21 protein-coding genes are annotated in these 26,290 nt (G+C 52.2%); 16 read left to right on the top strand and 5 right to left on the bottom strand.

The window, feature by feature from the left end; translation table 11 throughout:
* Window position 1 precedes the first annotated feature (1 nt).
* Window positions 2-379: a helix-turn-helix domain-containing protein gene (locus FW415_RS12355; protein WP_148385328.1), complete on the top strand. Its 378-nt coding sequence runs from the start codon at window positions 2-4 to the stop codon at window positions 377-379.
* A gap of 7 nt (window positions 380-386) precedes the next feature.
* Here the strand turns inward: FW415_RS12355 and FW415_RS12360 are convergent, their stop codons facing one another.
* The 5 genes from FW415_RS12360 to FW415_RS12380 all read right to left on the bottom strand — a co-directional run bounded on the left by FW415_RS12360 (window position 387) and on the right by FW415_RS12380 (window position 5,117).
* A complete protein-coding gene (locus FW415_RS12360; protein WP_148385330.1) occupies window positions 387-914 on the bottom strand; it encodes a DinB family protein in 528 nt (175 codons plus the stop codon).
* A 56-nt stretch (window positions 915-970) separates the two neighbouring features.
* A complete protein-coding gene (locus FW415_RS12365) occupies window positions 971-1,972 on the bottom strand; it encodes an isoaspartyl peptidase/L-asparaginase family protein (RefSeq protein ID WP_148385333.1) in 1,002 nt (333 codons plus the stop codon).
* A 77-nt stretch (window positions 1,973-2,049) separates the two neighbouring features.
* On the bottom strand, window positions 2,050-3,276 hold the full coding sequence (locus FW415_RS12370) for an OmpA family protein (protein WP_148385335.1): 1,227 nt from the start codon (window positions 3,274-3,276) through the stop codon (window positions 2,050-2,052).
* A gap of 11 nt (window positions 3,277-3,287) precedes the next feature.
* Complete coding sequence (locus tag FW415_RS12375; protein ID WP_148385337.1) at window positions 3,288-4,205, bottom strand: collagen-like protein; 918 nt, start codon at window positions 4,203-4,205, stop codon at window positions 3,288-3,290.
* Between the two features lie 90 nt (window positions 4,206-4,295).
* Window positions 4,296-5,117: an AraC family transcriptional regulator gene (locus FW415_RS12380; protein ID WP_148385339.1), complete on the bottom strand. Its 822-nt coding sequence runs from the start codon at window positions 5,115-5,117 to the stop codon at window positions 4,296-4,298.
* Window positions 5,118-5,363: 246 nt separating this feature from the next.
* On the opposite strand from FW415_RS12380, the gene FW415_RS12385 reads away from it, so the two are divergent.
* The 15 genes from FW415_RS12385 to FW415_RS12455 all read left to right on the top strand — a co-directional run bounded on the left by FW415_RS12385 (window position 5,364) and on the right by FW415_RS12455 (window position 26,287).
* Window positions 5,364-5,993 (top strand): RNA polymerase sigma factor, encoded by a 630-nt coding sequence (locus tag FW415_RS12385; RefSeq protein WP_148385341.1) that lies wholly within the window; start codon window positions 5,364-5,366, stop codon window positions 5,991-5,993.
* Between the two features lie 100 nt (window positions 5,994-6,093).
* Window positions 6,094-7,287: a FecR family protein gene (locus FW415_RS12390; RefSeq protein WP_168208792.1), complete on the top strand. Its 1,194-nt coding sequence runs from the start codon at window positions 6,094-6,096 to the stop codon at window positions 7,285-7,287.
* A 211-nt stretch (window positions 7,288-7,498) separates the two neighbouring features.
* A complete protein-coding gene (locus FW415_RS12395; RefSeq protein WP_168208793.1) occupies window positions 7,499-10,924 on the top strand; it encodes a SusC/RagA family TonB-linked outer membrane protein in 3,426 nt (1,141 codons plus the stop codon).
* A 16-nt stretch (window positions 10,925-10,940) separates the two neighbouring features.
* Window positions 10,941-12,473: a RagB/SusD family nutrient uptake outer membrane protein gene (locus tag FW415_RS12400; protein ID WP_148385349.1), complete on the top strand. Its 1,533-nt coding sequence runs from the start codon at window positions 10,941-10,943 to the stop codon at window positions 12,471-12,473.
* A gap of 27 nt (window positions 12,474-12,500) precedes the next feature.
* Window positions 12,501-13,685 (top strand): TlpA disulfide reductase family protein, encoded by a 1,185-nt coding sequence (locus tag FW415_RS12405; protein WP_148385351.1) that lies wholly within the window; start codon window positions 12,501-12,503, stop codon window positions 13,683-13,685.
* A gap of 211 nt (window positions 13,686-13,896) precedes the next feature.
* Window positions 13,897-14,430: a sigma-70 family RNA polymerase sigma factor gene (locus tag FW415_RS12410; protein WP_148385353.1), complete on the top strand. Its 534-nt coding sequence runs from the start codon at window positions 13,897-13,899 to the stop codon at window positions 14,428-14,430.
* 56 nt (window positions 14,431-14,486) lie between these two features.
* Window positions 14,487-15,551: a FecR family protein gene (locus FW415_RS12415; protein ID WP_148385355.1), complete on the top strand. Its 1,065-nt coding sequence runs from the start codon at window positions 14,487-14,489 to the stop codon at window positions 15,549-15,551.
* 79 nt (window positions 15,552-15,630) lie between these two features.
* Window positions 15,631-17,040 carry a TonB-dependent receptor plug domain-containing protein gene (locus FW415_RS12420; protein ID WP_168208794.1) on the top strand — a complete coding sequence of 470 codons (1,410 nt, stop codon included), beginning with the start codon at window positions 15,631-15,633 and terminating at the stop codon, window positions 17,038-17,040.
* Window positions 16,974-18,902, top strand: a complete 1,929-nt coding sequence (locus FW415_RS12425; RefSeq protein ID WP_168208795.1) for a SusC/RagA family TonB-linked outer membrane protein — start codon at window positions 16,974-16,976, stop codon at window positions 18,900-18,902. Before FW415_RS12420 ends, FW415_RS12425 begins: the two co-directional genes overlap by 67 nt.
* A 77-nt stretch (window positions 18,903-18,979) precedes the next feature.
* Window positions 18,980-20,737: a RagB/SusD family nutrient uptake outer membrane protein gene (locus FW415_RS12430; protein WP_148385364.1), complete on the top strand. Its 1,758-nt coding sequence runs from the start codon at window positions 18,980-18,982 to the stop codon at window positions 20,735-20,737.
* A 10-nt stretch (window positions 20,738-20,747) separates the two neighbouring features.
* Window positions 20,748-21,635: an endonuclease/exonuclease/phosphatase family protein gene (locus FW415_RS12435; protein ID WP_148385366.1), complete on the top strand. Its 888-nt coding sequence runs from the start codon at window positions 20,748-20,750 to the stop codon at window positions 21,633-21,635.
* A 9-nt stretch (window positions 21,636-21,644) separates the two neighbouring features.
* Complete coding sequence (locus tag FW415_RS12440) at window positions 21,645-23,258, top strand: hypothetical protein (RefSeq protein ID WP_148385369.1); 1,614 nt, start codon at window positions 21,645-21,647, stop codon at window positions 23,256-23,258.
* 66 nt (window positions 23,259-23,324) lie between these two features.
* A complete protein-coding gene (locus FW415_RS12445; protein WP_148385371.1) occupies window positions 23,325-24,131 on the top strand; it encodes an endonuclease/exonuclease/phosphatase family protein in 807 nt (268 codons plus the stop codon).
* 40 nt (window positions 24,132-24,171) lie between these two features.
* On the top strand, window positions 24,172-25,212 hold the full coding sequence (locus FW415_RS12450; RefSeq protein ID WP_148385373.1) for a carbohydrate-binding family 9-like protein: 1,041 nt from the start codon (window positions 24,172-24,174) through the stop codon (window positions 25,210-25,212).
* A complete protein-coding gene (locus tag FW415_RS12455) occupies window positions 25,205-26,287 on the top strand; it encodes a Tat pathway signal protein (protein WP_148385376.1) in 1,083 nt (360 codons plus the stop codon). Before FW415_RS12450 ends, FW415_RS12455 begins: the two co-directional genes overlap by 8 nt.
* Window positions 26,288-26,290 lie beyond the last annotated feature (3 nt).

Here is a 26,290-nt window from a genome sequence, read left to right on the forward strand (position 1 = left end):
CATGAAACACCAGATCACTTCCCGGAAAGCTTACCATGAAACCATGGTAACCATCTACAAACTGATGGACAAAGGCGAGGACAACCTGAAGCCCGAAGAGCTGAAAAAACTTTCGGCGATGGTCGTTGCCGCAGAAAAATACGAAGACGAAGTGCTTGGGCTGAAGCCGCAGAAGGAACCGGAGACGATAGCCGAGGCGGTTGAGCTGAAGATGTTCGAGCACAAACTGACCCAGTCCAAACTCGCGGAAAAGCTTGGGCTGGCGAACTCAAAACTTTCCGAGATACTTTCCGGTAAACGGAAACCGGACGTACAATTCTTAAAGGTACTGTACAAAGTCCTGAAGATCGACGCAGGCTTTTTGCTGGAACACGCGTAGGCAGCTATTACCAGCCAACGTATGCCGGCGGTTTGATGCCATTCAGCCGCAGGTAGACCAGCAGCTGCCCCCGGTGATGGGTTTGATGGTCATTCAGCAGGTTGATGATCTGCAGGCGGGTCATCGGGCCGGCAAAGAATTTCACGTTGTCTGACAGTTTCTCCGGCGAGAAATTCCGGAGCGCATTCAACGCAAAGTCGTAGGCCCTTTCCAGTGTCTTTATTATTTCTTCTTTCTTTTGCAGCGTTGCATCGGCTTTTGTAACGGGATTATTTCCCTCGCCAATGTAGGAGGAACTTAACCAGCCGAGGTTGGTGCCCAGGTGCAGCAGCTGCTCCCCGAAGGACATTTCTTCCGGTACAGGTTTGTAGGCATATTTTTCCTCCGGCATCAGCCGGGCTACTTTCAATGTGTATGCTCTCGCGTTTTCCAGTTTGATGACGGCCGCTTTGAGGAACAGGGAATCTGTTGTTTGTGCGGTTACGGAAAGGTTGAGCAGTAAGATGCTGCAAAGCAGTGACCAGGAAAATCGCATATCTCGGTTTTTAGCCAATGAAGATAATCATTGATCGCAGGAATCTGGCCTTTTTATTAATCTTTGTAGATCAGTATCCCGATCCTGCCGTCTTTGGTCGCACTGCCGCGGTACATCCCTTCGGTATTAAATGGCATGGCCATGTTCCCGTTTTTGTCCAGCGCTATCAGCCCTCCGTTGCCGCCGAGGTCTCCCACTTTTTTGATAACGGTTTTACCGGCTTCCTGTACAGACAGCCCTTTGTATTCCATGAGCGCGGAGAGATCGTAGGCCACTACATTGCGGATATAGAACTCCCCCCATCCGGTGCCGGAAACAGCAACGGTATTGTTATTGGCATAGGTACCGGCGCCGATGACAGGGGAGTCCCCGATGCGCCCGAATTTTTTGTTGGTCATGCCACCGGTGGAAGTGCCTGCGGCCAGGTTGCCTTGTTTATCCAGCGCAACGCAGCCTACGGTGCCGAATTTTGTATCAGGGTTTGCCAGGGCTTTCAGGGAATCCTGTTGCAAGGCCCTTTGTAACCCTTTCCAGCTTTTCTCTGTTCTGAAATACGCTGTGTCCACTATTTCGATGCCCGCTTCCTTTGCGAATTGCTCCGCGCCGCGGCCTGCCATCATCACGTGCGGGGATTTTTCCATCACGGCACGGGCGAGCGTAATGGGGTTCCGGACGGTGCGTACTCCTGCCACAGCACCGGCAGCCAGCGTTTTACCATCCATCACGGAGGCATCCAGCTCATTGCTGCCGTCATGTGTGAAAACTGCGCCTTTGCCGGCATTGAACAGCGAATCGTCTTCCAGCATGCGGATGCATGCTTCCACTGCATCAAGACTGGAACCGCCGGACTGCAGGATGGCATATCCTTTTTTCAGCGAGCTTTCCAGTGCTGCGGTATAAGCCGCTTCCATGTCTGCCGTCATGTTGTTCCTGGTAATGGTGCCGGCGCCGCCATGGATCACCAGGACGTAATTTCCGGCCGGTTCTTCCTGGGCGCTTGTACAGGAAGATGCAAGCAAAAGTAACAGCAATGCGGGAAGCCATTGTCTCCGGGTCATGTGGGTGTGTTTTAATATGATCTTTCATCAAGATAATATTTTCCACCCGGTCATCCTACAGTTCCCCTTTCCGGTGTTTATCGCAATGGGGTAAATTCTACCCGGCGGTTCCGGGATTTTCCTTCTGCCGAGTTATTGTCTGCGATGGGTGCGGATTCGCCTTTACCTTCGGTTTCCAGTCGTGCGGCTGTTATACCGTACTGTTCTTCCAGGGCTTTTTTGATGGCTTCCGCTCGTCGTTTCGACAATTCCATGTTGGCATTGTCCGATCCATCCCCGTCCGTATGCCCGGTAATTTTCAGACGCAGGGCCTTGTTCTCCTGCATGACCATCGCTATTTCCCGGATGACGCCATAGGACAGGGGTTTGATACCGGCGGTATTTACATCGAAAAGAATGGCTGTTGTCGTTATCTTTTCTCCGGCCAGCAGTTTGCTCCTGAAGTCGGAATTACCTTCGGCAATGCGGAGGTTCCCCACAAAAAACGGCTGCCTGGCGGCTGGCAATATATCCACCGCCCTGAAATGGAAATTGTTGCGCAGGCTGGCAGGCTCAAAGGCCCTGGGCAGATCGAATACCTTATCCTGTTCAAGATACAGGCGTATCCGGGTTTTATTGACACTGATACTGACCCGCAAAGGTTTGCCGGCCGCGCTGTTCACCGGCCAGGATTTATTGTCCTCCCTCCCGGAATATATGCTGGTGCTGCTGCCTACGAGGTCTTTGATATGATCGACTTTGAAATAGAGGAGTTTTTTACCGGCCAGTTTATTTTTTACAGGATTGATGTGCTCGGAAAAACCGAAGGTGATAGGCGGACGCGCGCCGGCTTCCGGATAGAACAGATCGAATGTTATGGTGAAGTTTTCCGGCAGTGGTTTATTGTTTTCAGGATAGGTGATGGTGTTGTGCGGAATTTTCAGCCATCTTTCCGGTTGCCCGTTGAGCGTGACCACTTCGCCGGATCCGTTGGTGTTCCAGTGTGCGGGAAAATCACCGATGTTGTCTGACAGCAGGTCATCGCTGAACAGTGCGGTCTCTCCCGGAACGAAGTCGTACCGGGAGTCTATTTTTGCCTGCGTTGTTACAGCGGGGGCTTGCCTGCCGGCGGCAGGCTTCTCTTTTTTGGCAGCATCGTCAATTCCCTTTTCTGCTTTGTCAAGCCCTTTATCTATTGTTCTGTCAATTTTCCGGTCTACCCGGTTCCTGACCTTTCTTTCGATCTTGTCCAGTATCTGGGCCTGGCATTCGTTGATCGTAAGCAGGGTGGCAGCCAGCATGGTCAGCAGGGGGAGGAGTTTCATATGCACACGGTTTAATGGATCGTAATAGCGTTTTCATCATATAGATCGAAAGCGGCTTTTACGGCCTCATAGTCTTTCAGGTCAACGGGAGGGCCTGCCTTCCGGGAAATGGTATTCATCTCGTCTGCCGGGATGAGGATCACCCTGAGCTTGTTGGCGTTCGGCGGGTTGGTGCCGGCCGGAAGGTCGCTTCCATCTTCGTTATAGGCCACGATCCTGATATAGGTTGGCGCCACTCTTGTGCCGATGAAGTAATAATTCACAGCAGGATTAGCAAGAAAGATATGCCCCGGGATCTGGTGCCAGGTATCGGTGGTGAGCGTTCCGCGGATGACGATGTACATCAATATGACGCCGTTTTCTTTGATGTCCGCCGGAATGGGCAGGATGGTATTCCCGATATCGAGCAGGTGCGAGGTGTTCCAGGCAAGCTCGGAAGGTCTGGTGACCATATAGGATATGACCCGCGCGATGCGCAGCGGAACACCTGTGCCCCAGCTGCTTGCCGTTTTAGGGCCATACATCACGGCGGCAGCCCGGTCAAAATAAAAATCACCGGCAACGCCGGTTGCGGCGCTGGGTGCGCCGGTGCCGCTGTGTATGCGTGAACCATTGGCGCCGTTAGTGCCAGCGGCGCCTGCGGGGCCTCTCAGCGCAACGGGCGTCCCCCAGCCAGTGGCAGTTTTGGGACCGTATAGCTGGGCCGCAGTTTTATCCACGAAATAGTCCCCGTTCACACCGATAGTCGTGGCGGGAACACCGGTGCCGCTGTGTATCTGTGATCCGGGCACACCGGCCGGACCGGCAATGCCTTGTACACCCTGAGGCCCGGTGGGGCCCGGTTCGCCTTGTGCGCCGGTAGCGCCGTCCTTACTGCATCGTACGGCGGCAAAGGAGAGGAATAATAGTAAAAACAGGTAGTGCTTCATTTTTTTGCAGCTTGATAGTGTATTCATCATGCAAGCTTAGCACTTCCGTTTGACGTGAAATTGTAAAAAAGAAGCAAATTTCAAATGCGGTCATTGAGCAATATTGGTCAGCAATTCATCCCCGGCAGAATAGGCGGAGGGTATTTTACCATAGAACAGCTTGAATTCCCTGATGAAATGCGCCTGGTCATAGTACCCGAACTGATGTGCGATCTCCGTCCAGTGGCGCCTGGTCGCTTGCTGCTTTATATGGAGCAGCAGGCTGTTGAAACGGGCAATGCGCTGAAATTGCTTCGGCCCCATTCCGATGATTTCCTTCAACTGGCGTACCAGCGTACTTTTAGATACACCTTCATCTTTACATATTTTTTTTATGAGCCGCGGCTCCTGGCTTTGTCTCTGGATCTTTTTACGGATATCGTCAAATTGCCGGACGATGGCCGTATCTTTTTGCCGGCAAAGACATTGCAAAAGGAATTGCTCCACGATAGACCGGGTCGTTTCCAATGTCGGGCTGTCTTCCAGTTGATGTTGGAAGGCAATTGCCTTCCTGCCCAGTATATCAGACAGGTCGAATGTTTCATTCAGGCAGCTGTGCTGGCCAATGCCGAGCAACTGGTATGCGCCGCAAGGTTTGAATACGACAAAGAAAACCTGGTACTGGTCATCAATACCCACATTCCAGAACTGTGTAGCCTGACCGGCAAAAGAAACGGATGAAAACTTGCGTACCGGCTTGTCCCCGGGCTTTAAGCAGACGTTCCTGCCGTGCATCACGATTGACAGGCTCGTGCAACCAGGCGGTACCATGCCGAAAGCTGACCATTGGCCGGGCACACCCACCGACATGAATGCATACTGGTGAATATAAGGCTGTAAAGCCGGATGCGGTAATAGCAATATGGGATGCATAATTGAATTGATGGGGTCGAACGATTAAAAGACAGTGACTGATCATTATAAAAGTACAACAAATTCCTTGCGAAACGATGGGGATGTGATCGCCGCCCGGCAAAGGAAGTAAGTATTCCGGGCCGGTGTGCTGTGCCGCAAAGGTGCCGCAGCCGGGAAGTACTTAAATATGGGCATTTCCGGTTTTTTACTATTTTTAGGGCAGAATCAACCAAACTACTGCCGGGGAGACAGGCTTTACCAGGAATGTACCGAAACTCAGATAATGAAAGCGGACTGCTGCAGCGGATTTCCGAAGGCGATGAACAGGCCTTTGCAGCATTATACAAGATATATGTCCCTCGCCTTGTCCCCGTTATCCGCCGCACGGTACAATCAGAAATAATGGTCAATGAAGTGATACAGGAAACATTTGTCAGGCTGTGGATCGGAAGGGACAAGCTTGGTGGTGTCAGGGATGCCGGGGCCTGGATATACCGGATCGCGGCGAATGTATCGTACAATTATCTGAAACGAAGGCTTGTGGAACAAAAAGCGCTGAAAGTGGCCGGTACAAGCCGTACAGAAGAGCATGAAGATATTTCAGCCGGTATCTACCTCCGGGAATTGCTCGGCTCCGTCAGGGAAGCGGTTCAGCACATGTCCCCACAACGGCAGAAAATTTACCGCCTTAGCCGGGAACAGGGCCTGACCGTTCCTGAAATTGCGGCTGAACTTGGCCTTTCAACAAACACCGTACGTAATACCCTGAGCAGCGCTCTTGATTTTTTACGTGACTATCTGCAGAAAAAAGGTCATTCTCTCCTGCTGATCTCAATCGTACTCAGCCATTTTCTTGATGATTGCATAACATCCTGCAGGCAACTGGCCGGCTGAATTTTTTTTTACCGGCATTGGTACAAAACGGTTTTTCAATTTACTTATAGGTTAGATGGTGGCACGAACATGTTGTTCGGGTGCCCGTAATTCCCCTGACATGGAAAAGGAAACACTGATCAACTTGATGAATAAGCACTTCTCCCGGGAAATGACGGAAGAAGAAAGCAGAATGCTGACGGCATTTGTTGAAGATGAACGCAACAGGCCGGAGGTGACTGCAGTGCTGGAAGCATGGCTGGCGGGTGAGCAGGAGGAAGAAGTATTTGACAGCGAACGGTATATGCCGTTGCTGCACGAGATATTGCGTGCGGACAAATCATCTGCCCTGCCTGAGCGCGTTCCGGTCAGGCTATGGTTTACACGTTACCGGGCCGCTGCCGCGGCGATATTGTTCTTGTTATGTGCCGGGGGATATTTAATGGTCCGCGAGGCCCTCAGGCCGGATGTTGCGACCGTTTTACCGGACACCGGTATTCCTCCCGGCCGGGACAAAGCCATGCTGACGCTTGGTGATGGTGCTGTTGTATCGCTGGACAGCGGCGCAGCCCGGGTTATTCAGCAGGGGGCGACCATGGTCACGCAACAGGGCGGGCAATTGCGCTATAACGTAACCGGTGGTAATGGCCCGGTAAGTCTCAATACCTTAACCACTCCCAGAGGAGGCCAGTTCAGGGTAGTGTTGCCGGACGGCACAGCGGTCTGGCTGAATGCCGCCAGTTCATTAAGATACCCTACCGCGTTTGAAGGAAAATACCGCAGGGTTTCGGTTACCGGAGAGGCCTATTTTGAGGTAGCGGCCAATGCGGACATGCCTTTCCTGGTTACCGTTGCTGACCGGATGGAGGTGTCCGTCCTGGGTACACATTTCAATATAAATGCCTATCCTGACGAAAGCGGTATCCACACTACCCTGCTGGAAGGAAGTGTGCGTGTCAGCGAACGCTCTGCCAAAAGCGCCGTACTGCTGAAGCCGGGGCAACAGGCACAACTCCGGTTACCGGCAACCGGTGAACCTGCCGGCATCATGATAACGGATGATGTCAACACCGCGCAGATCGTAGCCTGGAAAAACGGCGCCTTTGACTTTGACGGCAAGAAACTGGAGGAAGTCATGCGGCAATTATCCCGGTGGTATGATGTAGATGTGATCTATGAAGGAACGGTCCCGGACAAGCAGTTCTGGGGCCGGATGGGAAGAGATCTTACGTTGTCCCAATGCCTTGCCATTCTGGAAAAGATGGAAGTCCGTTTCCGGCTGGAGAACGGGCGCCGGCTGGTTGTACTGCCATAAAAGAACCGCTACGGTTCGGACCCGTAGCGGCAGACAGTTTGATATATGCTGAAAAAGTCCTGTGGGGGACATTCTTTATCAACCAAACCATTGCAAAAGTATGCAAAAAACTCTTTTTCGTGCAAGCCCGCCTGACGGGTGTTGCCTTTACCGGGTTGTCGGACCCCTTGTTGTAAAGGCGGTCATTTTTCTTTTCTTTTGTTTCACACAGTTGACAGCCCGTGCACAGACCGGGCAGATCACCTGGACCGGTGAGAAAGTAAAACTGGCACAGGTCTTCCGGATGATCGAGAAGCAAACCGGCTTTTTTGTGATCTGTGATGCTGCGTTGCTGAAGCGGGCAAAGCCGGTAAGTATCAAGGCCGACCATCTGCCCCTGAAAACATTTATGCAGCAAGTGCTGGAAGGGCAGCACCTTGAATACGCGATCGAGAACAACACGATCGTTATTTCGCGGAAGCCGCCGATGCAACCGGCTTCTACCCCGCGGCCCGTCCAGCCTTTTGATCCGCCTTCCGCTGTTGCGGGGCAGGTGACGGACGAAGAAGGTCAGCCGCTTGCAGGCGCGTCTATCCTCAACAAAAGATCCGGGAAAGCGGCCGCAAGTGATCAGCAGGGACGATTCACGCTGGATGCCGGAGAGGGAGACGAGATACTGATCTCTTATCTCGGCTTTAAATCGCGGCAACAGAAAATAACCCTTCCCGCACAACCCTTGTCTATAGCACTGGATCATGATGTGTCCGTGCTCCCTGATGTACAGGTAACGGTGTCAACCGGTTATCAGAATATCCCGCGGGAGCGGGCTACAGGCTCTTTTGCCGTTGTTTCGGCAGACAGGTTCCGGGACAAGCTGCGCCCTGATCTCAAGGCTGCGCTGGAAGGACAGGTAGCCGGTATGGTGCTGACCAAGGAAGGGGATATGGAAATTCGCGGCGTGTCCACCTTTCAGGCGGAAACAGCCCCGCTGATCGTGGTGGATGGTTATCCCATCTCCGGCGGGCTGGAGACCATCAATATCGACAATATTGAAACGATCACTGTCTTAAAGGATGCGGTAGCCGCGTCTATTTACGGTGCAAGATCTTCCAATGGCGTGATCGTGATCACAACAAAAAAAGGCCGTTTGGGAGCATTGCAGGTGGAATACAGAGGTTCCGCCGGGATAACGCTCAAACCGCTCCTGTCCAGGCTCAACCGGTCCACCGCCGCCGATTATGTGGATGCGGAGATGGCCCTGTTCAACGAGAACCCCAACCGGATGATCAATACCTATAACAACTACGGTTATCTTTCCCGTGTCAATTACCTGATGGTCGCCAAAGCCCGCGGGCTGATGAGTGAGGCAGCCGTGGATGAGGAAATTGCCAGGTTAAGGACAAATGACGGATTAGGCCAGCTGGAAAAATATCTTTTCCGTCATCAGCAAACGCATCAGCATAATATCTCGCTTTCCGGCGGCAGTGAAAAGAACCTGATGCATACCGCCGTAAAATATATCGGGAACAGGGGCAATATGCTGTACGCCGGGGATGAAAGGCTCATTATCGATTTCAACAATGAATGGAGGGCGGCAGATAATATCACCGTAAAAGTATTCTCCAATGTAAACTACAACACATCCAGGGCGCCGGCGAGAACCACGCAGGAGCTGCTGAACTACCTGTCCAATTCCTTGCTGCATCCCTATGACCTGGTGGTGGACCCGGAAACAGGGAATTACCAGGAAATATATGCCACCAATCCCAACAAGATCGACCGTTATGCCCAACTCCCGGGTATGAAAACGATGGAATACAACCCGCTGGCGGATCTTGGTCTGGAGCGCACCAGTGTGGAAAATCTGCAGCTTCGCCTGGGCGGCAGCATCAATGTACGCATTGCCAAAGGGTTGAGCATGGATGCCGGCGGCGTATGGACAAGAGGCAGCGCCCTCAACCGTACCCTGGTCAGCAAAGACGCATACAGGATGCGCCTGTTCTATAATGACGGCACTTCGCGTACTACCGCGGGCAAACACTATATTCCGGATGGCGATATGGTGAATGAATCGAGGAGCGTGAATCAGGCCTATACGCTGCGTGCGCAGCTAAATTACAGCGGAAAGTTCAACAAGCACGACATCATTGCCATTGCCGGCGGAGAGCTTATCAGGGATGTACTGAACAATAATACTTATCCTACCCGTTTCGGATATAATGACCAGGCAGGCACCTCTGCCGTTTTTAATTATGCTGATTACAATGCGGGAATGTACAATCCGGATATGCTGGGCACTAACCGTCCCCCGGTGCTGAATGGCGGTTACCAGTACCGTGACAACCGTTTTGCCTCCTGGTATGCCAATGCTTCCTATGAGTATGACCGGCGTTTCCTGTTCAGCGGGAGCATCCGGCTGGACCAGACGAATTTCTTCGGTACAGATCCCAGGTACCGGTACCGGCCCTTATGGTCCGCCGGCGGAACCTACAAGATGTCCAATGAAAAGTACTTTGACATCAGCTGGATAAACAGGCTGCACTTCAGAGGTTCCTACGGCATCAACGGAAATATTTCGCTGGACAATGGCCCGTTCCTGATCCTTTATGCCGGTACATATTCCAACATGACAGGGGATATCGCCTATGGGATCGTTTCACCACCCAACCGTTCGCTGCGTTGGGAAAAAACCAATACCATCAATGCCGGTACGGATATTTCGGTACTGAATTCCCGCCTGAACCTCTCGTTCGACTATTACCGGAGACGCAGTACAGATCTGTTATCTCCCGCTACTGTAGATCCTACTATCGGGTTTCCTTTTCTGACCAAGAACCTGGGGAAGATAGATAACAACGGGATAGAGCTGTCCCTCGAAGGCAATGTGCTGAAGGCCGGTGCATTTACCTGGAATATGCATGCAACGTTCAGCAGGAATTACAATAAGGTAATAGCGTACGATAATGAATACCTGTATGCCAGCTCGCTGACCGGCCCTGTGAACATTGCCGGTTATTCGTCTGATGCGCTGTTCAGTTACCGCTTTGCGCAGCTGGACAATAACGGCAATACGAAATACTACGATCATGAGAACAAGGTGACCGGCGGAGAGAACCTGATGATAGAAGATGTCGTGTACAGCGGCACGCTTCGCCCCAAGAATATTTATGCGGTCACCAATACCTTCCGGTACAACAATTTCGAACTGTCTTTCATGGTGATTGCCAAAACGGGAAATGTGCTGCGGAAAGACGCTTTCACCGGCGGCAATTACCAGAACAAACATGTGGCTGACCGCTGGCGGATGCCGGGAGATGAAGCCAATACGATATATCCCCGGCTGGCGGGATTCTCCAGCGATGCGTTCTATTTTCCGTTTGCCGACATTTTTGTGGAAAGCGCCAATTATCTCAAGCTGAGAGATGCCGCATTGTCCTGGTCGTTTGACCGCAGTTTCCTGCGGAATATCGGCCTCCGGCAGGCCAGGCTTACGCTGCAGGGAAGAAATCTCCTGTTGCTGGCGGCTAACAGCGACAAGAGAGATCCCGAAACATCGCAGGTGAACACCACACCGGGATTAGGCGGAACGATCGAACAGGGTTTCAGCTCATTGCCATTGCGTCCGGAAGTCTATCTCGGCCTTACGGTGAATTTCTAAATTATAAACTCATTTTATGATACGCTTCCTGACAAGTATTGGTGTTTGCCTGCTCCTCTTCGGATCATGTAAGGAGTACCTGGATGTAACACCGAAAGGCAGGCTTATTCCAACACAGGTTTCTGAATTTGACAGGCTGCTGGATAATGAAGAGATCGTGATGTCCTTTTTCCTGGATAATAACCTGGGATGCATGCTTGCCTATATGACGGATAACATTGCACTGTCCGAAGGCCTGGCCAATATCCATTACAAAGCCTTCAATCATCCGAATATCGATCGTTACTACGGCCATATTTACCGCGCTCCTTATAAAAATCCCAATGTCAAGGATGAGTTCTGGGACGGCGGAATTTACGGCACGGTAAAATATTTCAACAATGTTATTGATGGTGTGACGGCACTGAAGAATGCACAAAACGAGGCAGAGGCCAACAAAGTGCTGGCCCAGGCATATGCCGGCAGGGCCTGGGTGTACCTGCACGCAGCACTGGCCTACGGTCCGGTGTACCAGCCCGGAGCCTCCAATGATACCCGTACGGTCCCCTACGTTACCAGTGCGGACATCAGTACGCCGGTACCGGATCTTTCAACACAACAGGAGATGTTCAGGAGGATTGGGGAGGACTTGCATGCTGCCCTGCCATACGCCCCCGCCACCACCAATTACCCTTCCCGGCCTAACAAAACAGCCACGCTGGCCATGCTGGCTTACTACCACCTGTTCACGCAGGAATACGACAGCACCGTGTATTATGCCAACCTGGCCTGGACCGCGGCCACGGCTGCCGGAGGCCCCGCCCAGGTGTTATACGATTTTAATGCCTTGTCCTTTTCCGACCCCGGCAACCCGCTCTTCAGCAGTATTGTTAGTCCGGATAATAAAGCGCATTTACCCACGAGCCGCGAAATGCTGTTCTTCCGTTTTACGGACAACGGCGCCGGCAGCATGGATGATTCCTATCCTTCAGAGGAATTCGTCGCCCTGTTCGATCAGGATGATGATCTGCGGTTCCGGTATTTCCTGCAGGCCGCGCCCGGTTTTCAGACCGTTTTTGGCGGTACGCCTTATGATGACGGGGAGCGGATCCAGTATTACCGCGGCGCCTATACATTCGGCAATGCTCCACGGTTCCAGATGACGGCAGGGCTCAGTTACCCGGAAGTGCTGCTGATGCGCGCGGAAGGATATGCGAGAACCAACCGGCCGGATGAAGCGATCGCGGACCTGAACACTTTGCGCCGGTACCGTTTCAAAACAGGCACGCCGGAACTGACCGTTCCGGGAGACCAGGATGAGGTCATCCGCCTCGTACTGGAAGAAAGAAGACGGGAGCTGCCCCTCGGGCATGTGAAAAGGTTCATGGACCTGAAACGTTTATGCCTGGATCAGGGAAAGCCCTGGAGCAAAGCAATAATAACGCATACCGTGGGCACAACACATTTTGAAGCAACGGTAAACTCACCGGCATTCCGGCTGAATATTCCCAATACCATTCTGCAGTTCAATTCGGAATGGGGGATACCGCTGGATACACGACCATTCTAAAAAATCAAATAAAAACCAATAAGAATTATGAAAAAGAGTCTGGTAAAATTGTTCAGTAGAAGAGCCGGCCATTGGTTGTTCGCCTTTCTGATCATTAATGGTATGGCGGCCGGAACGGTTCATGCGCAAACACCCGCTGCCCGCCCGCCTTCAGCCACTGCGGCGCCCGCACCTGTAGCCGGAGACGAAGATATGCCTTCCCTGAAGGTAGGCGACCCCGCACCTCCGCTGACCGTGGAGAAGTGGATCAAGGGAAAACCCGTCAGCAAATTTGTACCCGGACATATCTATGTGATAGAATTCTGGGCAACCTGGTGCGGGCCCTGCCGCGCGGTAATGCCGCATTTGTCTGAAATGGCCGCCAGGTATAAGGACAAGGTCACGATCATCGGGTTCAACGTACTGGAGATAAGCGCCGGCAAGAACAAGAGCGGAGACTACGTCACCAAGGTGGCGAATTTTGTAAAGAACCTGGGCGACGGCATGGATTATACCGTTGCGGCGGATGTGAGGGAAGAAACCACTTATAAGGAATGGATGACAGCTGCCGGTATGGGAGGCATTCCCAGCTCCTTTATTGTGGACGGCAACGGAAAAATCGCCTGGTGGGGGCATCCGATGGTGCTGGAAGATGCCCTGGAACTGGTGATGGACGGCCAGATGACGCCCACCAAGAGAATGAGCTTGTGGCAGGAATTCAAAGCCAAAAATGAAAAACGCATGGCGCTGGCAGAACAGATGCAGCAGCTGAAGAAAGCGGGAGACAATGCAAAAGCCCTGCAGCTGGCAGATCAGCTGATCGCGGAAACCATCATGGGAAAATCGCCTTTCGTTATCGCGAAATATGAACTGCTGAAAAGCACAGACCCTGCTAAAGCAAAAGCATACGGGAATGAGATATTGAAAACATTTGCCAATGACCCGCTGACCCTGCAGGATGTTGCCAGAACCATTATCAACAATGAAGATGCGGCAGACAAAGCCCTTGCATTAGGAATAATGGAGCAGGCCATTCAGCGTTGCGCCCCTGACGATCCGTTTGCCTACAGTACGCTGGCGGGTATATATTTCAAAAACGGTGATCATAAAAAAGCGGTGAGCACACAGCAGTATGTCGTGAAACTGCTGGAAGATACTTCGCTCGTAGAGCAGCGACAGGAAATAAAAGATAAAGCCAGGGAAGATCTGGCCAAATATAAAGCCGGGAAATGATCCCCTCGTATCACGTCATCTGAAACCGCCATTATAATCCATTACAGGGAGCCTTCTTTCAGGGAGGCTCCTTTTTTGATATTTTTCTCCCCACTCTCCCGAATAACATTTTATTTATTATTTTAAAGTTATCTTATGCCCGGCTGAAAGGGAATTTATCATCGCTTTTTTACTTTTATCGCGTTTTTAACTTTTTAAACTATAGTTTAAAATGCACAAGATTTCTGAATTAAAGGGAAATAATGAAGCTGTTTTCAGGGACATCTTCAATGAGTATCAATATCCTTTATATAAGTTTTTATATCAAAAGATTGATTCGGAGTTCTATGCGAAAGAAGTTGTGCAGCTGACTTTCATCAAACTCTGGAAGTACAGGCAGCACCTGGACCCTGACCTGGATGTCTCTATCCAGTTGTTCAGGATCGCCAGAACCACCCTGATCGATGAGATCAGGAAACTGCAAACCCGGCAGCGGCATTACCAGGCTTTTCAGCCGGTGGGAAATACGGCTGACGACACCATGCACCTGGTATCCTACAAAGAAACAAAGGCCCGTCTCTTCAGATTGATCAATATGCTGCCGCCAAAGCGCAGAGAGGTTTTCAAGCTGAGCCGTATCCACTGCCATACCAATAACGAGATCGCCAGTATGCTGTCTATTTCCCCCAAAACAGTGGAGAATCACCTGACGCATGCCTTGCGTTTTATCAAGCCATTTTTTACCTTGCTGATAATATTTTCCTGATCTTGCGGGATTGCAAGCAGCGAAATTATTAGTTTTGTTTCCGCTGATCAACTTGAATGAAAGATAACAACAGAAATAATGACGATGCACAAAAGGAAAAGAAGATAGCCGATCTGGCAAAGTATCTTGAGGAGAACTCATTGACCATTGATGAATATCTTTCAGAAGAGGAGTGGAGCAAATTCCTCGAAAGCTCCGGCCCCGCAAAGGAAGGGGCGGTACCCGATGAAACCTACGGCCCCGTCTACAATGCCACCCTTCGCAAAAGCAAAATCAAACGTAATATCTATACCGGCGCAAAACTGGCGGCCGTCCTTGTCATATGCGTGAGCGCCTGGTTCCTGCTGGATGTGAACAGTTATTTTTCAAGATCCCCGGCAGTATTGCAGACGGCTTTTACCCATAAGAACATTACCGACGGAACGGAAAAGATCACCCTGCCCGATGGCTCGGGCATCCTGCTGCATCCAGGCAGCGAGATCAGCTATCGTGCGGGTTTCAATAAGGAGCGCCGGGACCTGGACCTGACGGGCAGCGCCATTTTCGATGTGGCCAGGAACGATCGCAGCCCCTTTACCGTGTACTGCCGTACCATTGCCACCACCGCCATCGGCACGAGATTCCAGGTGAACGGCTGGGGAGAGCATCCCTATGTGCATTTGTATGAGGGAAAAGTGATCGTTAAAGGGACCGGGGACAGTACTGTCAGCCGCTATCTCGCACCCGGGCAAGCCATTGCCTATGTGGAAAAGGAAAATACTTTTATGTCCATGAACGGGCCGGTAGAGCCGGTACGCGGAATGAAGGCAGCCAGCGTTGGCAAAACAAAAGCAAGCACACCGCAGCCCGCAGCCGCTACGCCGGTTGAGATCAAGGATGAGACCACCGGGGGACGGTCGTACCTGAACTTCCAGAATAAAAAGCTCAGCACTATTTTCGATTACCTGGCGGTGCGTTACAACGTAGAGATCCGCTATCCCACGGATATCGCCCTCTCCACCAATATGCTGCTTTCCGTGGATGCCGGCCAGCCGATCGACAAGATACTGGAGAATATTTGCCGCGTGAATGGATTGAAAGCCAACAAGTTGGATGACCGCACCTATCTGATCACAAAATAAGTTACGGCAGCATTAGGGGATCGTTGAACCCACATACGTATTGCGGATGAGATTTCATTTCCAAAGTCAATCCGCAGATATGCAGAAATTTTTACCGCTACGCAAGAAGTATCTCTTATTATCCCTTTTGCTGTTGATGGCAGGCGCCGGCTTTGCCCAGGAGAAAACAGCAACGATACAAGGTGTTGTATCGGATGAATCCGGGAAACCGCTTCCCTTTGTCTCCATTTCATCAAAGAACTCCGTTACGAAGAAATTGTACCGTGCGATCTCCGATACGCTGGGCAGGTTCAGCTTTGCGAATATGCCGGTGGAAGGAACATACAGCTTCGATTTCTCTTCCGCGGGTTATCAGAAACGTTCCATCACCGGGTATGTGATACAGGTGGGCGTACCGAACAGCGTATATGTGAGCATGACCATTGATGAAGCCAAGCTGAATGAAGTGGTGGTGGTAGGTTACGGTACACAAAAGAAAGTGAACCTTACGGGAGCTGTGAACCAGATCAGCGGCGATGATCTGCGGGACCGGCCGGTGACCAATATCAGCTCCATGCTGCAGGGCGCCATGCCCAACCTGAATATCAGAGTGGCGAGCGGAACGCCGGGAGAGATGGGCGACCTGAATATCCGCGGCGTGACTTCCATCAGCGGGAATACAGCGCAAACAGGCGCTCCGCTGGTGTTGATCGATGGTATTCCCGGTACGCTGGACCGGTTGAACCCGGAAGAAGTACAATCCATCTCCGTATTGAAAGATGCTGCTTCGGCTGCCGTGTACGGGGCCAGGGGCGCCTTTGGCGTGGTGCTGGTGACCACCAAAAGCGGTAGCTCAGGCAGAACGGTGGTAAGGTATAACAACTCTTTTGGCTTTGCCACACCCACCGTCAGCACCGATTTTATGACCACCGCCTATGACTGGATGAAACTGAATGACGCCGCACTGGCACATATCGGCGGCTATTCCGGTTATACCGAAAGAGATTATGAAGAACTGCTGGCCCGCAGAAACGATAAAACAGAAGATCCCTCCCGCCCCTGGGTCACCATCCAGAACAGGAATGGTCGCGACCAATACGTGTACTACGGCAACTACGACTGGTGGGATATCATGTTCACCAAATACCAGCCGACCCAGAACCACAACCTTTCCCTGAGCGGCGGTAACGACAAGGTGACCTTCATGATCAATGGAAACATGAAAACAATGGATGGCATCATGCGCATCCAGACAGATAAATACAGCTCCAAGACCCTGCGGTCCAAAGTTTCCGCCAAGCTTTACCCATGGCTGAAAGTGTCCAACAAACACCAACTTCTACCATTCCAGCTACGATTACTTCGGCCGCGAAGGCGGCGGCAGCGCGAACTTCACCCACATCAACGTGCATGCTTCACCCGCCTACGCCCCCATCAATCCGGATGGCACGCAGCTATATCACCGGTCTCAACAACTACGATATCGGGGACGGCATTTTTGCCATGCTGATAGACGGCAATACGAGGGGACGTAACCGCAAGTACGAGCTCACCACGATCAATGAGGTGAATATCACGCCGTTCAAAGATTTTAATATCACCGGCAATTACAGCTTCAATATGTACACGGACCCCAGCTATTACCGCCAGGTGCCGGGTAAATATTCGCTGTACCCGGGCGTGATCGAAACTACTCCGAAGTATAATGTGGACAAGCTGACGGAATCCCAGCAATTCAACCAGGTGCATGTGATGAACCTGTATGCGGATTATTTCAAGAGCTTTAACAAGACGCATAATTTCAAGGTGCTGGTGGGCTACAACCAGGAGCTGAATGTGCCAAAGAAGATCACCGCCGCCCGGATGGATATCTCCTCCGAAAGCCTGAACGATCTGAACCTCGGTACCGGCGAACAGACGGTATTCGGCGGTTCCAGCGAATATTCGCTGATCGGTATCTTCTATCGCCTTAACTATGACTATAAAGGCAAATACCTCCTGGAGACCAATGGCCGCTATGACGGCAGCTCCCGTTTCCCGAAGCATGACCGCTGGGGCTTTTTCCCTTCCGTGTCCGCAGGCTGGCGTGTAAGTGAGGAGGATTTTTTCCATCCCCTTAAAAATATTGTCAGCGACCTCAAACTGAGAGGCTCTGTAGGTTCGCTGGGCAACCAGGCGGTAAGCAGCGCCTATCCCTATATTTCCACGCTTGCCCCCGGCACCATGGCTTATATGCTGGATGGAGAACGCGCCAAATATTATGCTGTGCCGGCGCCGGTTTCTGCGGACCTGACCTGGGAGCAGGTGACTTCCTACAACGTGGGTGTTGATGTGAGCTTCCTCAAGAACCGCCTGAACGTCAGTTATGACCAGTATGTACGGAATACTACCGGCATGTTGAGCGGTGGTGTGCAGCTGCCCAGTGTTTTCGGTGCAACAGAACCGCTGGTGAATGTAGCCGATCTGCAAACAAAGGGTTTTGAGTTTACTGCCAACTGGCGGGATCAGTTCATGGTGGCAGGAAAACCCTTTCGCTATAACGCCGGCGTCACGCTGAGCGACAATCACACCGTGATCACGAAGATCATCAATTCTACGAGACTGACCAACAGTCTGTATGAAGGTAAACAGGTGGGTGAGATATGGGGATACGTTACAGACGGGTTCTTCAGGACCGATGCGGAAGCAAAGACCTATCCGGTGGATCAGACTTGGCTGAACCGGGTAAGGCAGGATAATAACATTCCCATCCGCGCAGGCGACCTTCGCTGGCTGGACCTGAACGGGGATGGCAAGATCAGTGCGGGCGCCAATACCGTGGATGATCCGGGCGATCAGCGGGTAGTAGGCAACTCCACTCCGCGGTATATGTATGCCTTCAATCTCGGCGCCAACTGGAACAATTTCGATCTCTCCATATTCTTTCAGGGCCTCGGCAAAATGAACTGGTATCCCGGTAATAACGCAGACCGTTTCTGGGGGCCTTATTCAAGACCTTATTTCTCTTTCATACCGGCCGATTTTGAAAAGGATGTTTATTCCGAAACAAATAAAGATGCCTACTTCCCGAACCTCCTGGCTTATGTGGCGCTGAACGCCAACAACGAGCTGAGAGCGACGAATAACAGGTATATGCAGGACCTGGCTTACCTGCGGCTGAAGAACCTTACGCTGGGTTATACTTTACCGCATAACCTGCTGAGCCGTTTCAAAGTGCAGCGCTTCAGGGTGTTCGTCAGCGGGGAGAACCTGGTGACGTGGACGAAGCTGAGAAGCAAGTACATCGATCCGGAGCAGGCGATGTCGCAAGCCCACGGACGGGTATATCCGTTCAGCAAAAATTATGCGTTCGGCTTCGATGTTTCCTTCTAAACCTGATTTAAAAAGACAACCGCCACCAGATGAAGCCGGCATCCATGGCTCCATCCGGCCCATAAAAAAATAAACGGATGAAAAATATTAACAGCAAATTGCTCCTGCTCATCTCCGCCTTGTGCTTCTCTGCATGCAGCAAGGACTTCCTGGAAAGGTATCCTACGGCCTCCGTTTCGCCGCCTACCTTTTTCCAGACCGAGAATGATTTCAAGACCTACACCAATCTCTTTTATTCTTACCTCCCCGACGGGGCGGATATCTACGGCGAATCTTCCGATAATATCGTGAAATCGTCCGTTGGCCGGGAGATCAGCGGCACCCGCCTGATTCCCACCACGGATGCCAAATGGGGATGGGCCCCGCTGCGCAGCATCAACTTTATGCTCACCAGCGAAAATGTAAAGAATTACAAGGATGTGGCCATACGCGACAAGTACGCGGGCCTCGCCAGGTTCTTCAGGGCCTGGTTCTATTTCGAAAAGGTGCGCTATTTCGGCGATGTGCCCTGGTACAATGTGGTCATAGAGACCACTGATGCGGAAAACCTGTTCAAGCCACGCGATCCCCGCACGCTCATCGTGGATTCCATACTGGCCGATATCGATTTCGCTATCGATCACCTGGATGCAACGAAAAGTGTGGAACGGGTAACGAAATGGACCGCGCTTGCGCTGAAGTCGAGAATATGCCTGTATGAAGGCACCTGGCGCAAGTATCATACGGAATTCAATCTGCCGGATGCGGACAGGCTGCTGAATGAATGTGTGGAAGCCTCGCAGATATTGATGGAAGAAGGGCCGTACACCGTGTACAATAAAACTACAGGGCCAAGTGGCAAACCTTACCAGGACCTGTTCGCGACATTAACGCTGGACCCGGTGGCAGACGAGATCATTCTCGGCCGCCGCTATTCCAATGAACTGTCATTGAAACACGGTCTCCAGTTTTACATCACTGCCAGAACACAGGGCAAGCCCGGTCTGGAGAAAAGGCTCGTCAACAGTTACCTGATGGCGGACGGTTCCCGGTTTACCGATATTCCCGGATATGCCACCATGCAATTCTTCGATGAAGTGCGGGACCGTGATCCGCGCCTGGCGCAGACCATCCGCACACCGGGCTATACGCGTATCGGGCAGACCACGGTTATTGCGCCGGACTTTGAGGCGACCATGACGGGGTATCAGCCCATCAAATGGATGAACGATCCTTCTTTCGACGGCAACGGGCAGTCCATCCAGGACCTGCTGTTGTTCAGGCTGGGAGAAGTGTTGCTGAACTACGCGGAAGCCAAAGCCGAGCTGGGCACCCTTAACCAGACGGATATCGACAAATCCATCAAGCTCCTGAGAGACCGCGTTGGCATGCCCAACCTGGATATAGCCGCCGCCAACGCAAACCCCGATCCTTACCAGGCAGCATTGTACCCGCGCGTGACCGGCGTCAACACAGGCGTTATCCTGGAGATCAGAAGAGAACGCCGCATCGAACTGGTGATGGAGAACGATCTCCGGTGGGAAGACCTCATGCGCTGGAAAGAAGGGCAGCTGCTCACAACACCCTTCCAGGGCATGTATTTTCCCGGCGCAGGGTTTTATGATCTGGACAGGAACGGTGCGATGGACGTGGAGATATATACCGGTGCGAAACCACCGGCCACCGGCCCGTACCAGATACCCGCCAGCGATCTTTCCGGCGGTACAAGCGGCAACATCGTCACTAACCGGAACATCGTTAAAACATTCGATGAATCAAAGGATTACCTCTGGCCGCTGCCGATAGAGGACCTTACACTGAATCCAAAACTGGACCAGAACCCGAACTGGAAGTAAACCTGAGAATATGGACTATATGATACGCAAGATATTTTTACCGTTGGCTTTGTGCGCAGGCATATTATCCTGCAACAAAGACCCTTACTTACCCAACACTGAACCCGTTTATCTTGAACTGGGGAATGGAGATGCTACTTACGGCGGAGATAATGATCAGGAGCAGCGGCTGGATGTGATCCGGTACATGACCTACAACATTCATGCTGCTGCGCCTCCCGCGCTGCCCGGGACCACCGATCTCGATGCCATTGCGGAAGTGATCAACCAGGCTAATGTGGACGTTGTTTTTCTGCAGGAAGTGGATAAGAACACCGGCCGGAACGGTTATTCCGGCGATCAGGCCGCTGAACTGGCGGCCATGACGCAGATGAATTTCAGCTTCTTTTCCGCTATACCCTACCAGCGCGGATTTTACGGCGTAGCTATTTTAAGCAAATATCCGCTGAAAGGGATAAAAAAATACTTCCTCCCGAAAGAAGACGAAGTGCATGAGCAAAGGGTGCTGGGTACGGCGATCGTAGACCTGCCCGGCGTGGATTCCATAGCGGTAGCCGTAACCCATCTGCAGCACAACAGTGCGGGCAGCAGGGTGGAGCAGATAACGGAAGTGGCGGCCATACTGGCTGGTACAAAGCAGCCGCTGCTCCTTGGCGGGGATATGAACGAAAAGCCGGAAACAGCGGCGTTCTTCTCGGTATTTGACGGCGCTTTTACCCGCACCTGTATGGGCGTGAACTGCCCCAATACTTTCAGCGCGCAAAACCCTGCGTCCATCATCGATTATCTGGCATTCCGGCCGGCAAGCGCGTTTACGATCAACAGCCACCTGGTGATCGCGGAGCATAGTGCTTCAGATCATTTGCCGGTATTGTCAGAACTGAAAATTAACCGATAATCATTATTTATGAAATTATATTCATTATTGGCTTTCCTGTCCCTCTCGTTACTGGCAACAATAACAGGATGCAAAAAAGCAGAAGACGATATGCAGGCGCCGGTTATTACGATAAGCGACGAGTTTGCAGACGTGGAGAACTTCAATGTAGGCGAAGAAGTGAGGGTCGCGGTGAACGTGAAATCAGCCATCGGTATAAAAAGGCTGGCCTATTACTTTATCAGCAAAACGGCCAACGGCACAAGCTCCGGCACGCCTGTGTACATCGATAAAACGGATTTCCCAATGGAGCTCAATGAGGAGATCGTATTTACCGTACAGGCAGACATGGTGGAACTGGTGATCATTTCCTTTGATAAAGCGCATAACAATTCCGAAATACATATCGCTCCGAAAAATGTGCGCAACATTCCCCAACTGGCGTTTAAAGACGGTATCCGGTATAGGGAAACGGTGTTTGAGAACAAAAGGCTCACTATTGAAGGCACTATCACCTCCGAGTTCGATATGACGGAAATAACCTGGCAGACGATCGTTAACGGCGTTACTTCAGACGAGCAAGCCATAGCGGTCACCGATCCGAAGGATATGCCCTTTGCCGTAAGCGTTGTGGTACCGAAGCATATGAGCGGCATCATCATCAAGGCAAAAAATACGTACAACGGAACGGCCGTCGATACTTTCAAGATCGGCAACGTGGCGGATGACGATGTAAGCATTACCCTGGAAGGCGGCAATACCAATATTCCCATTGCCTATGTGGGCGTGGATAATACCCTCTCCGGCAATATATCTTCCGGTTCTGAAGTATCCACCCTTACCTACGCCATCAAAACAAACGGCGTGTATGGCGCCGAAATACCGATGACGATCGGGGACCCGAAGGATGAATTTCCGTTCTCCATCGCCTTTGCTGCCACGCAGGGCATTGAAGCGGTGAGGATCACCGGGGAAAATGAAGGCAATAAAACCAGGGTGGCGGAGTATGCCGTAGCAAAGGTCTACAACAAGCTGGTGCATTTTACGGATATCCGCCTGACATCGGAGATCGGCCCCGGCAAGAACAACTGGTTCGCCGCTTACCAGGCCCCGCATGTATTCGACATCACCAATGCTGCTGCCAACCAGCTGATGGTAGACTTTGCCCTTGCGAAGTACAGCGCTACCAGCTTCCGCATCATGCCCGCCGCCATCTTTGATGCCGGCGCAGCTTACAGAACGGCGATGGCCCCGTACATGGTGGGCTTCACCAAAGCGCCTTATACACTGGTAACGGTGAACAGGAGAAGCATTACCCCGGAAGTTTTCAACTCCCTGGCATGGGATGGGGAATTGACGGAATTCCTGAACACGAAGATCATTGCCCCCACTTCCGCTGGCGGTGAAGGCTATAACATTGCCGCCACCAACCGTCGCTTCAACGGCGATCTGAAAGTGGGAGAGGGCTTTATTATCGGATGGGGCCAGTGGAGCCCCATCGAGAACAAAGCCTTTGCGCTCGTTTTCGTGAAGGAATATGCCCTCGTGAACGGCGAGGCTACGGCCACCCTGGAGATAAAGGTGCCGGCGGAAGACAACAGAACGAAATATAACCCGGTCTCTATTTTTGATTATCAGCCGTAAATGGTTTGAATAAAGGAGGCTGTCCCGTACTTTTGGGGCAGCCTCTTTGGTTTTACAATAGCAAATATGACAAGGAACATCGCATTTTTCATATCGGCCTTATGGCTGCTGGCCGCCTGCCGGAGCGCAAAACAGGGCGCATCCCGGAGCGAGCAGCTCTCTCTCGGCGTAATGACCTATAACATCCATCACGCTAACCCGCCCACCCGCGAAAAAGGGTTTATAGACCTGGATACGATTGCGCATACCATCCGCAAAACGGGCGCGGACCTCGTGGCCCTGCAGGAACTGGACAGCGTGACGACCCGTTCCGGCAAAGTATTCCAATTAAGGGCGCTGGCGGAAAAACTGGGTATGCATTACTATTATGGCAAGGCCATCCCTTATGAAGGTGGCGGTTACGGGGTAGGCATCCTGTCAAAATACCCGCTCAGCGAAACACGTACCATCATGCTCCCGAAAATTGAAGGCTTTAAAGGAGAGGACCGTGTGCTGGCGCTGGCGAAAGTAACCCTGCCGGGCGGGAAAACGGTGTATTTCGGCAGCACCCATCTGGATGTGTCGAAGGAAGAGAACAGGGTCTTGCAGGCTAAGGCCATTGCGGAGGTATCCGCGGCGCTGAAGGCCCCGGTGATCATCGGCGGCGATTTCAATTCCACCGATGACAAAACGCCGATGAAGGAGCTTGCCGGTTTCTTCCGGGATGCCAGCACGCTGAAGGCGCCGACCATACCGGTCATCCGCCCCAACCGCCGGATCGATTACATCCTGTATGCCCCGGCAGCGGATTTTGACGTGCAACAGGAAGAAGTGTTGACCGCGGATAATTACGGTTCAGACCATCTGGCTTTTTGGGTGAAGATGAAATATTAGCCGGCCATTTATACAAATGCTGCGCGAAAAATATAGCTGAATGGTTATATTTAGCGCCATGTATCCGCTTCGTGTTATTATCATTATCAGTTTATTGACCGCGGGAATGCGGGCTAATGCTCAGGCGCCCCGCCATTACGTTTGTTACCAGACGCGGGAAGCGATCAGCATAGACGGTCTTCCCACCGAGACTTCGTGGCAGCAGGCAGTGTGGACGGAAGATTTTTCCGATATCGAAGGAGATGCCCGGCCCGCGCCCTTACACCGCACCCGCGTGAAAATGTGCTGGGACGCACAACATCTTTACATCTTCGCGGAACTGACGGAACCGCATATATGGGCAACCCTGCGGCAGCATGATACCATCATTTTCCATGACAATGATTTCGAGGTGTTCATTGATCCGGACGGAGATACGCACCAGTATTTCGAGATAGAGATCAATGCGCTGAATACGGTGATGGACCTGTTCATGTCCAAACCCTACCGCAACGGCGGCCCTGCCATGCTCAACTGGGATACGAAAGGCCTCCGCACCGCTGTACATATCAACGGCACCCTGAACAATCCCGCCGATAAAGACCGGTCATGGACGGTGGAGATGGCTATCCCGTTCAAGGCGCTTGCGTTCTTCAATACCCGCATTACCCCGGAAGAAGGCGCTACCTGGCGGATCAATTTCTCGCGTGTGCAATGGCAAACGGATGTTGTGAACGGGCGCTACGTCAAACGCCCGAAAACCCCGGAATACAACTGGGTATGGTCACCGCAGGGCATCATCAACATGCATGCCCCTGAAAAATGGGGCTACCTGCAGTTCAGCGCCATCCCCGGAACGCCTTTCCGGGAGCCTGCTACCGCCGGGGCGCAGCAGGCATTGCGGGAGTTGTATCACCGTCAGCAACGCTACCGCCGGCAGCATGGGCATTACACCAGTGACCCCGCTGCGCTGGGCTGGCAGGATACGGCCTACCAGCCGGTGATAGAAGCTACTTCCACCCAATTCACCGCCACCATCCGGCAGGCGGGATTTGTAAATATTATCGATCACGAAGGCAAAATCATTTTTCGTCATGAATAAGCGTCACTTCATCAAATCGCTGGGGCTGGGCAGCCTGGCGCTCATGCAACCGGGACTGACAAGCAGGGCCGGTATCCTGCCCGTTACCGCCGCACCTGAAAAGGTACAGCACCGCGTGTGGATCAATCCGGACCATAAGGACACTGCCGCGGAGCTGAAGGTACGCTATCGCTCTTACCGGCAGGCCGGTATCGGTGTGATCTATTTTGAGGAAGACAGCCTGCTGCATTTCTCGGCAGCGAAGGAAGCGGGGATCGCTGCACACCGCTGGTTCTGGACGATGAACCGGGGGGATAAGGACCTGCTGGCCAACCACCCGGAATGGTATTCAGAGAACAGGAAAGGCGAATCCTGCGCCACCAACCCGCCGTATGTGAACTATTACCGTTTCCTTTGCCCGAATAAAGAAGCGGTGGTAGCACATCTCCGGGGGCAGGCGGAGCAGATATTGTCCAAAGACTATGTGGACGGCCTTCACCTGGATTATATCCGTTTTGTGGATGTAGTGCTGCCCGTGAACCTTTGGGCGCAGTACGGTATAGACCAGTCCCGCGAATTGCCCGAATATGATTTTTGTTATTGCAATGCCTGTCGTACAAAATACAAAGCCGCTTATGGAACAGACCCGATGGACATGGCGCATCCTGATCAAAGCCCCTCCTGGCGCAAATTCCGTTATGACAGTATCACGCATGTGGTCAGCAATATGGCCGAAGTGGCCCGCGCGCACCGCAAGCCCATTACCGCCGCCGTGTTCCCCACGCCCGAGATAGCGAAACGTATTGTGCGGCAGGACTGGGTCAACTGGCCGCTGGACGCCATTTGCCCGATGATCTATCACGGTTTTTACAAAGAGAGCGTCAAGTGGATCGGTGATGCCGTAGCGGAAGGCGTGCATGCCTTGCATGGTGCGTTCCCTTTATACGCCGGCCTGTTCCTGCCGGATTTCAAGGGAGATGCAGCGCAGATCCGCGAGGGCGTGCAGCTGGCCGTGGAAAACGGGGCCGCGGGGGTGTCCGTGTTCGGGTCGCTTACACCGGAGGTATTGAAGATATTGCAAGAGACCGCCGGTTGATAA

Origin of the sequence: Chitinophaga sp. XS-30, from assembly GCF_008086345.1 — a bacterium.
Classification (GTDB): domain Bacteria; phylum Bacteroidota; class Bacteroidia; order Chitinophagales; family Chitinophagaceae; genus Chitinophaga.

What these genes read in the sequence shown, in the direction of transcription:
- FW415_RS12355 (WP_148385328.1), top strand. Translation starts at nt 2, where the DNA reads ATGAAACACCAGATCACTTCCCGGAAAGCTTACCATGAAACCATGGTA.
- FW415_RS12360 (WP_148385330.1), bottom strand. Translation starts at nt 914, where the DNA reads ATGCGATTTTCCTGGTCACTGCTTTGCAGCATCTTACTGCTCAACCTT.
- FW415_RS12365 (WP_148385333.1), bottom strand. Translation starts at nt 1,972, where the DNA reads ATGACCCGGAGACAATGGCTTCCCGCATTGCTGTTACTTTTGCTTGCA.
- FW415_RS12370 (WP_148385335.1), bottom strand. Translation starts at nt 3,276, where the DNA reads ATGAAACTCCTCCCCCTGCTGACCATGCTGGCTGCCACCCTGCTTACG.
- FW415_RS12375 (WP_148385337.1), bottom strand. Translation starts at nt 4,205, where the DNA reads ATGAAGCACTACCTGTTTTTACTATTATTCCTCTCCTTTGCCGCCGTA.
- FW415_RS12380 (WP_148385339.1), bottom strand. Translation starts at nt 5,117, where the DNA reads ATGCATCCCATATTGCTATTACCGCATCCGGCTTTACAGCCTTATATT.
- FW415_RS12385 (WP_148385341.1), top strand. Translation starts at nt 5,364, where the DNA reads ATGTACCGAAACTCAGATAATGAAAGCGGACTGCTGCAGCGGATTTCC.
- FW415_RS12390 (WP_168208792.1), top strand. Translation starts at nt 6,094, where the DNA reads ATGGAAAAGGAAACACTGATCAACTTGATGAATAAGCACTTCTCCCGG.
- FW415_RS12400 (WP_148385349.1), top strand. Translation starts at nt 10,941, where the DNA reads ATGATACGCTTCCTGACAAGTATTGGTGTTTGCCTGCTCCTCTTCGGA.
- FW415_RS12405 (WP_148385351.1), top strand. Translation starts at nt 12,501, where the DNA reads ATGAAAAAGAGTCTGGTAAAATTGTTCAGTAGAAGAGCCGGCCATTGG.
- FW415_RS12410 (WP_148385353.1), top strand. Translation starts at nt 13,897, where the DNA reads ATGCACAAGATTTCTGAATTAAAGGGAAATAATGAAGCTGTTTTCAGG.
- FW415_RS12415 (WP_148385355.1), top strand. Translation starts at nt 14,487, where the DNA reads ATGAAAGATAACAACAGAAATAATGACGATGCACAAAAGGAAAAGAAG.
- FW415_RS12420 (WP_168208794.1), top strand. Translation starts at nt 15,631, where the DNA reads ATGCAGAAATTTTTACCGCTACGCAAGAAGTATCTCTTATTATCCCTT.
- FW415_RS12425 (WP_168208795.1), top strand. Translation starts at nt 16,974, where the DNA reads ATGGCACGCAGCTATATCACCGGTCTCAACAACTACGATATCGGGGAC.
- FW415_RS12430 (WP_148385364.1), top strand. Translation starts at nt 18,980, where the DNA reads ATGAAAAATATTAACAGCAAATTGCTCCTGCTCATCTCCGCCTTGTGC.
- FW415_RS12435 (WP_148385366.1), top strand. Translation starts at nt 20,748, where the DNA reads ATGGACTATATGATACGCAAGATATTTTTACCGTTGGCTTTGTGCGCA.
- FW415_RS12440 (WP_148385369.1), top strand. Translation starts at nt 21,645, where the DNA reads ATGAAATTATATTCATTATTGGCTTTCCTGTCCCTCTCGTTACTGGCA.
- FW415_RS12445 (WP_148385371.1), top strand. Translation starts at nt 23,325, where the DNA reads ATGACAAGGAACATCGCATTTTTCATATCGGCCTTATGGCTGCTGGCC.
- FW415_RS12450 (WP_148385373.1), top strand. Translation starts at nt 24,172, where the DNA reads ATGGTTATATTTAGCGCCATGTATCCGCTTCGTGTTATTATCATTATC.
- FW415_RS12455 (WP_148385376.1), top strand. Translation starts at nt 25,205, where the DNA reads ATGAATAAGCGTCACTTCATCAAATCGCTGGGGCTGGGCAGCCTGGCG.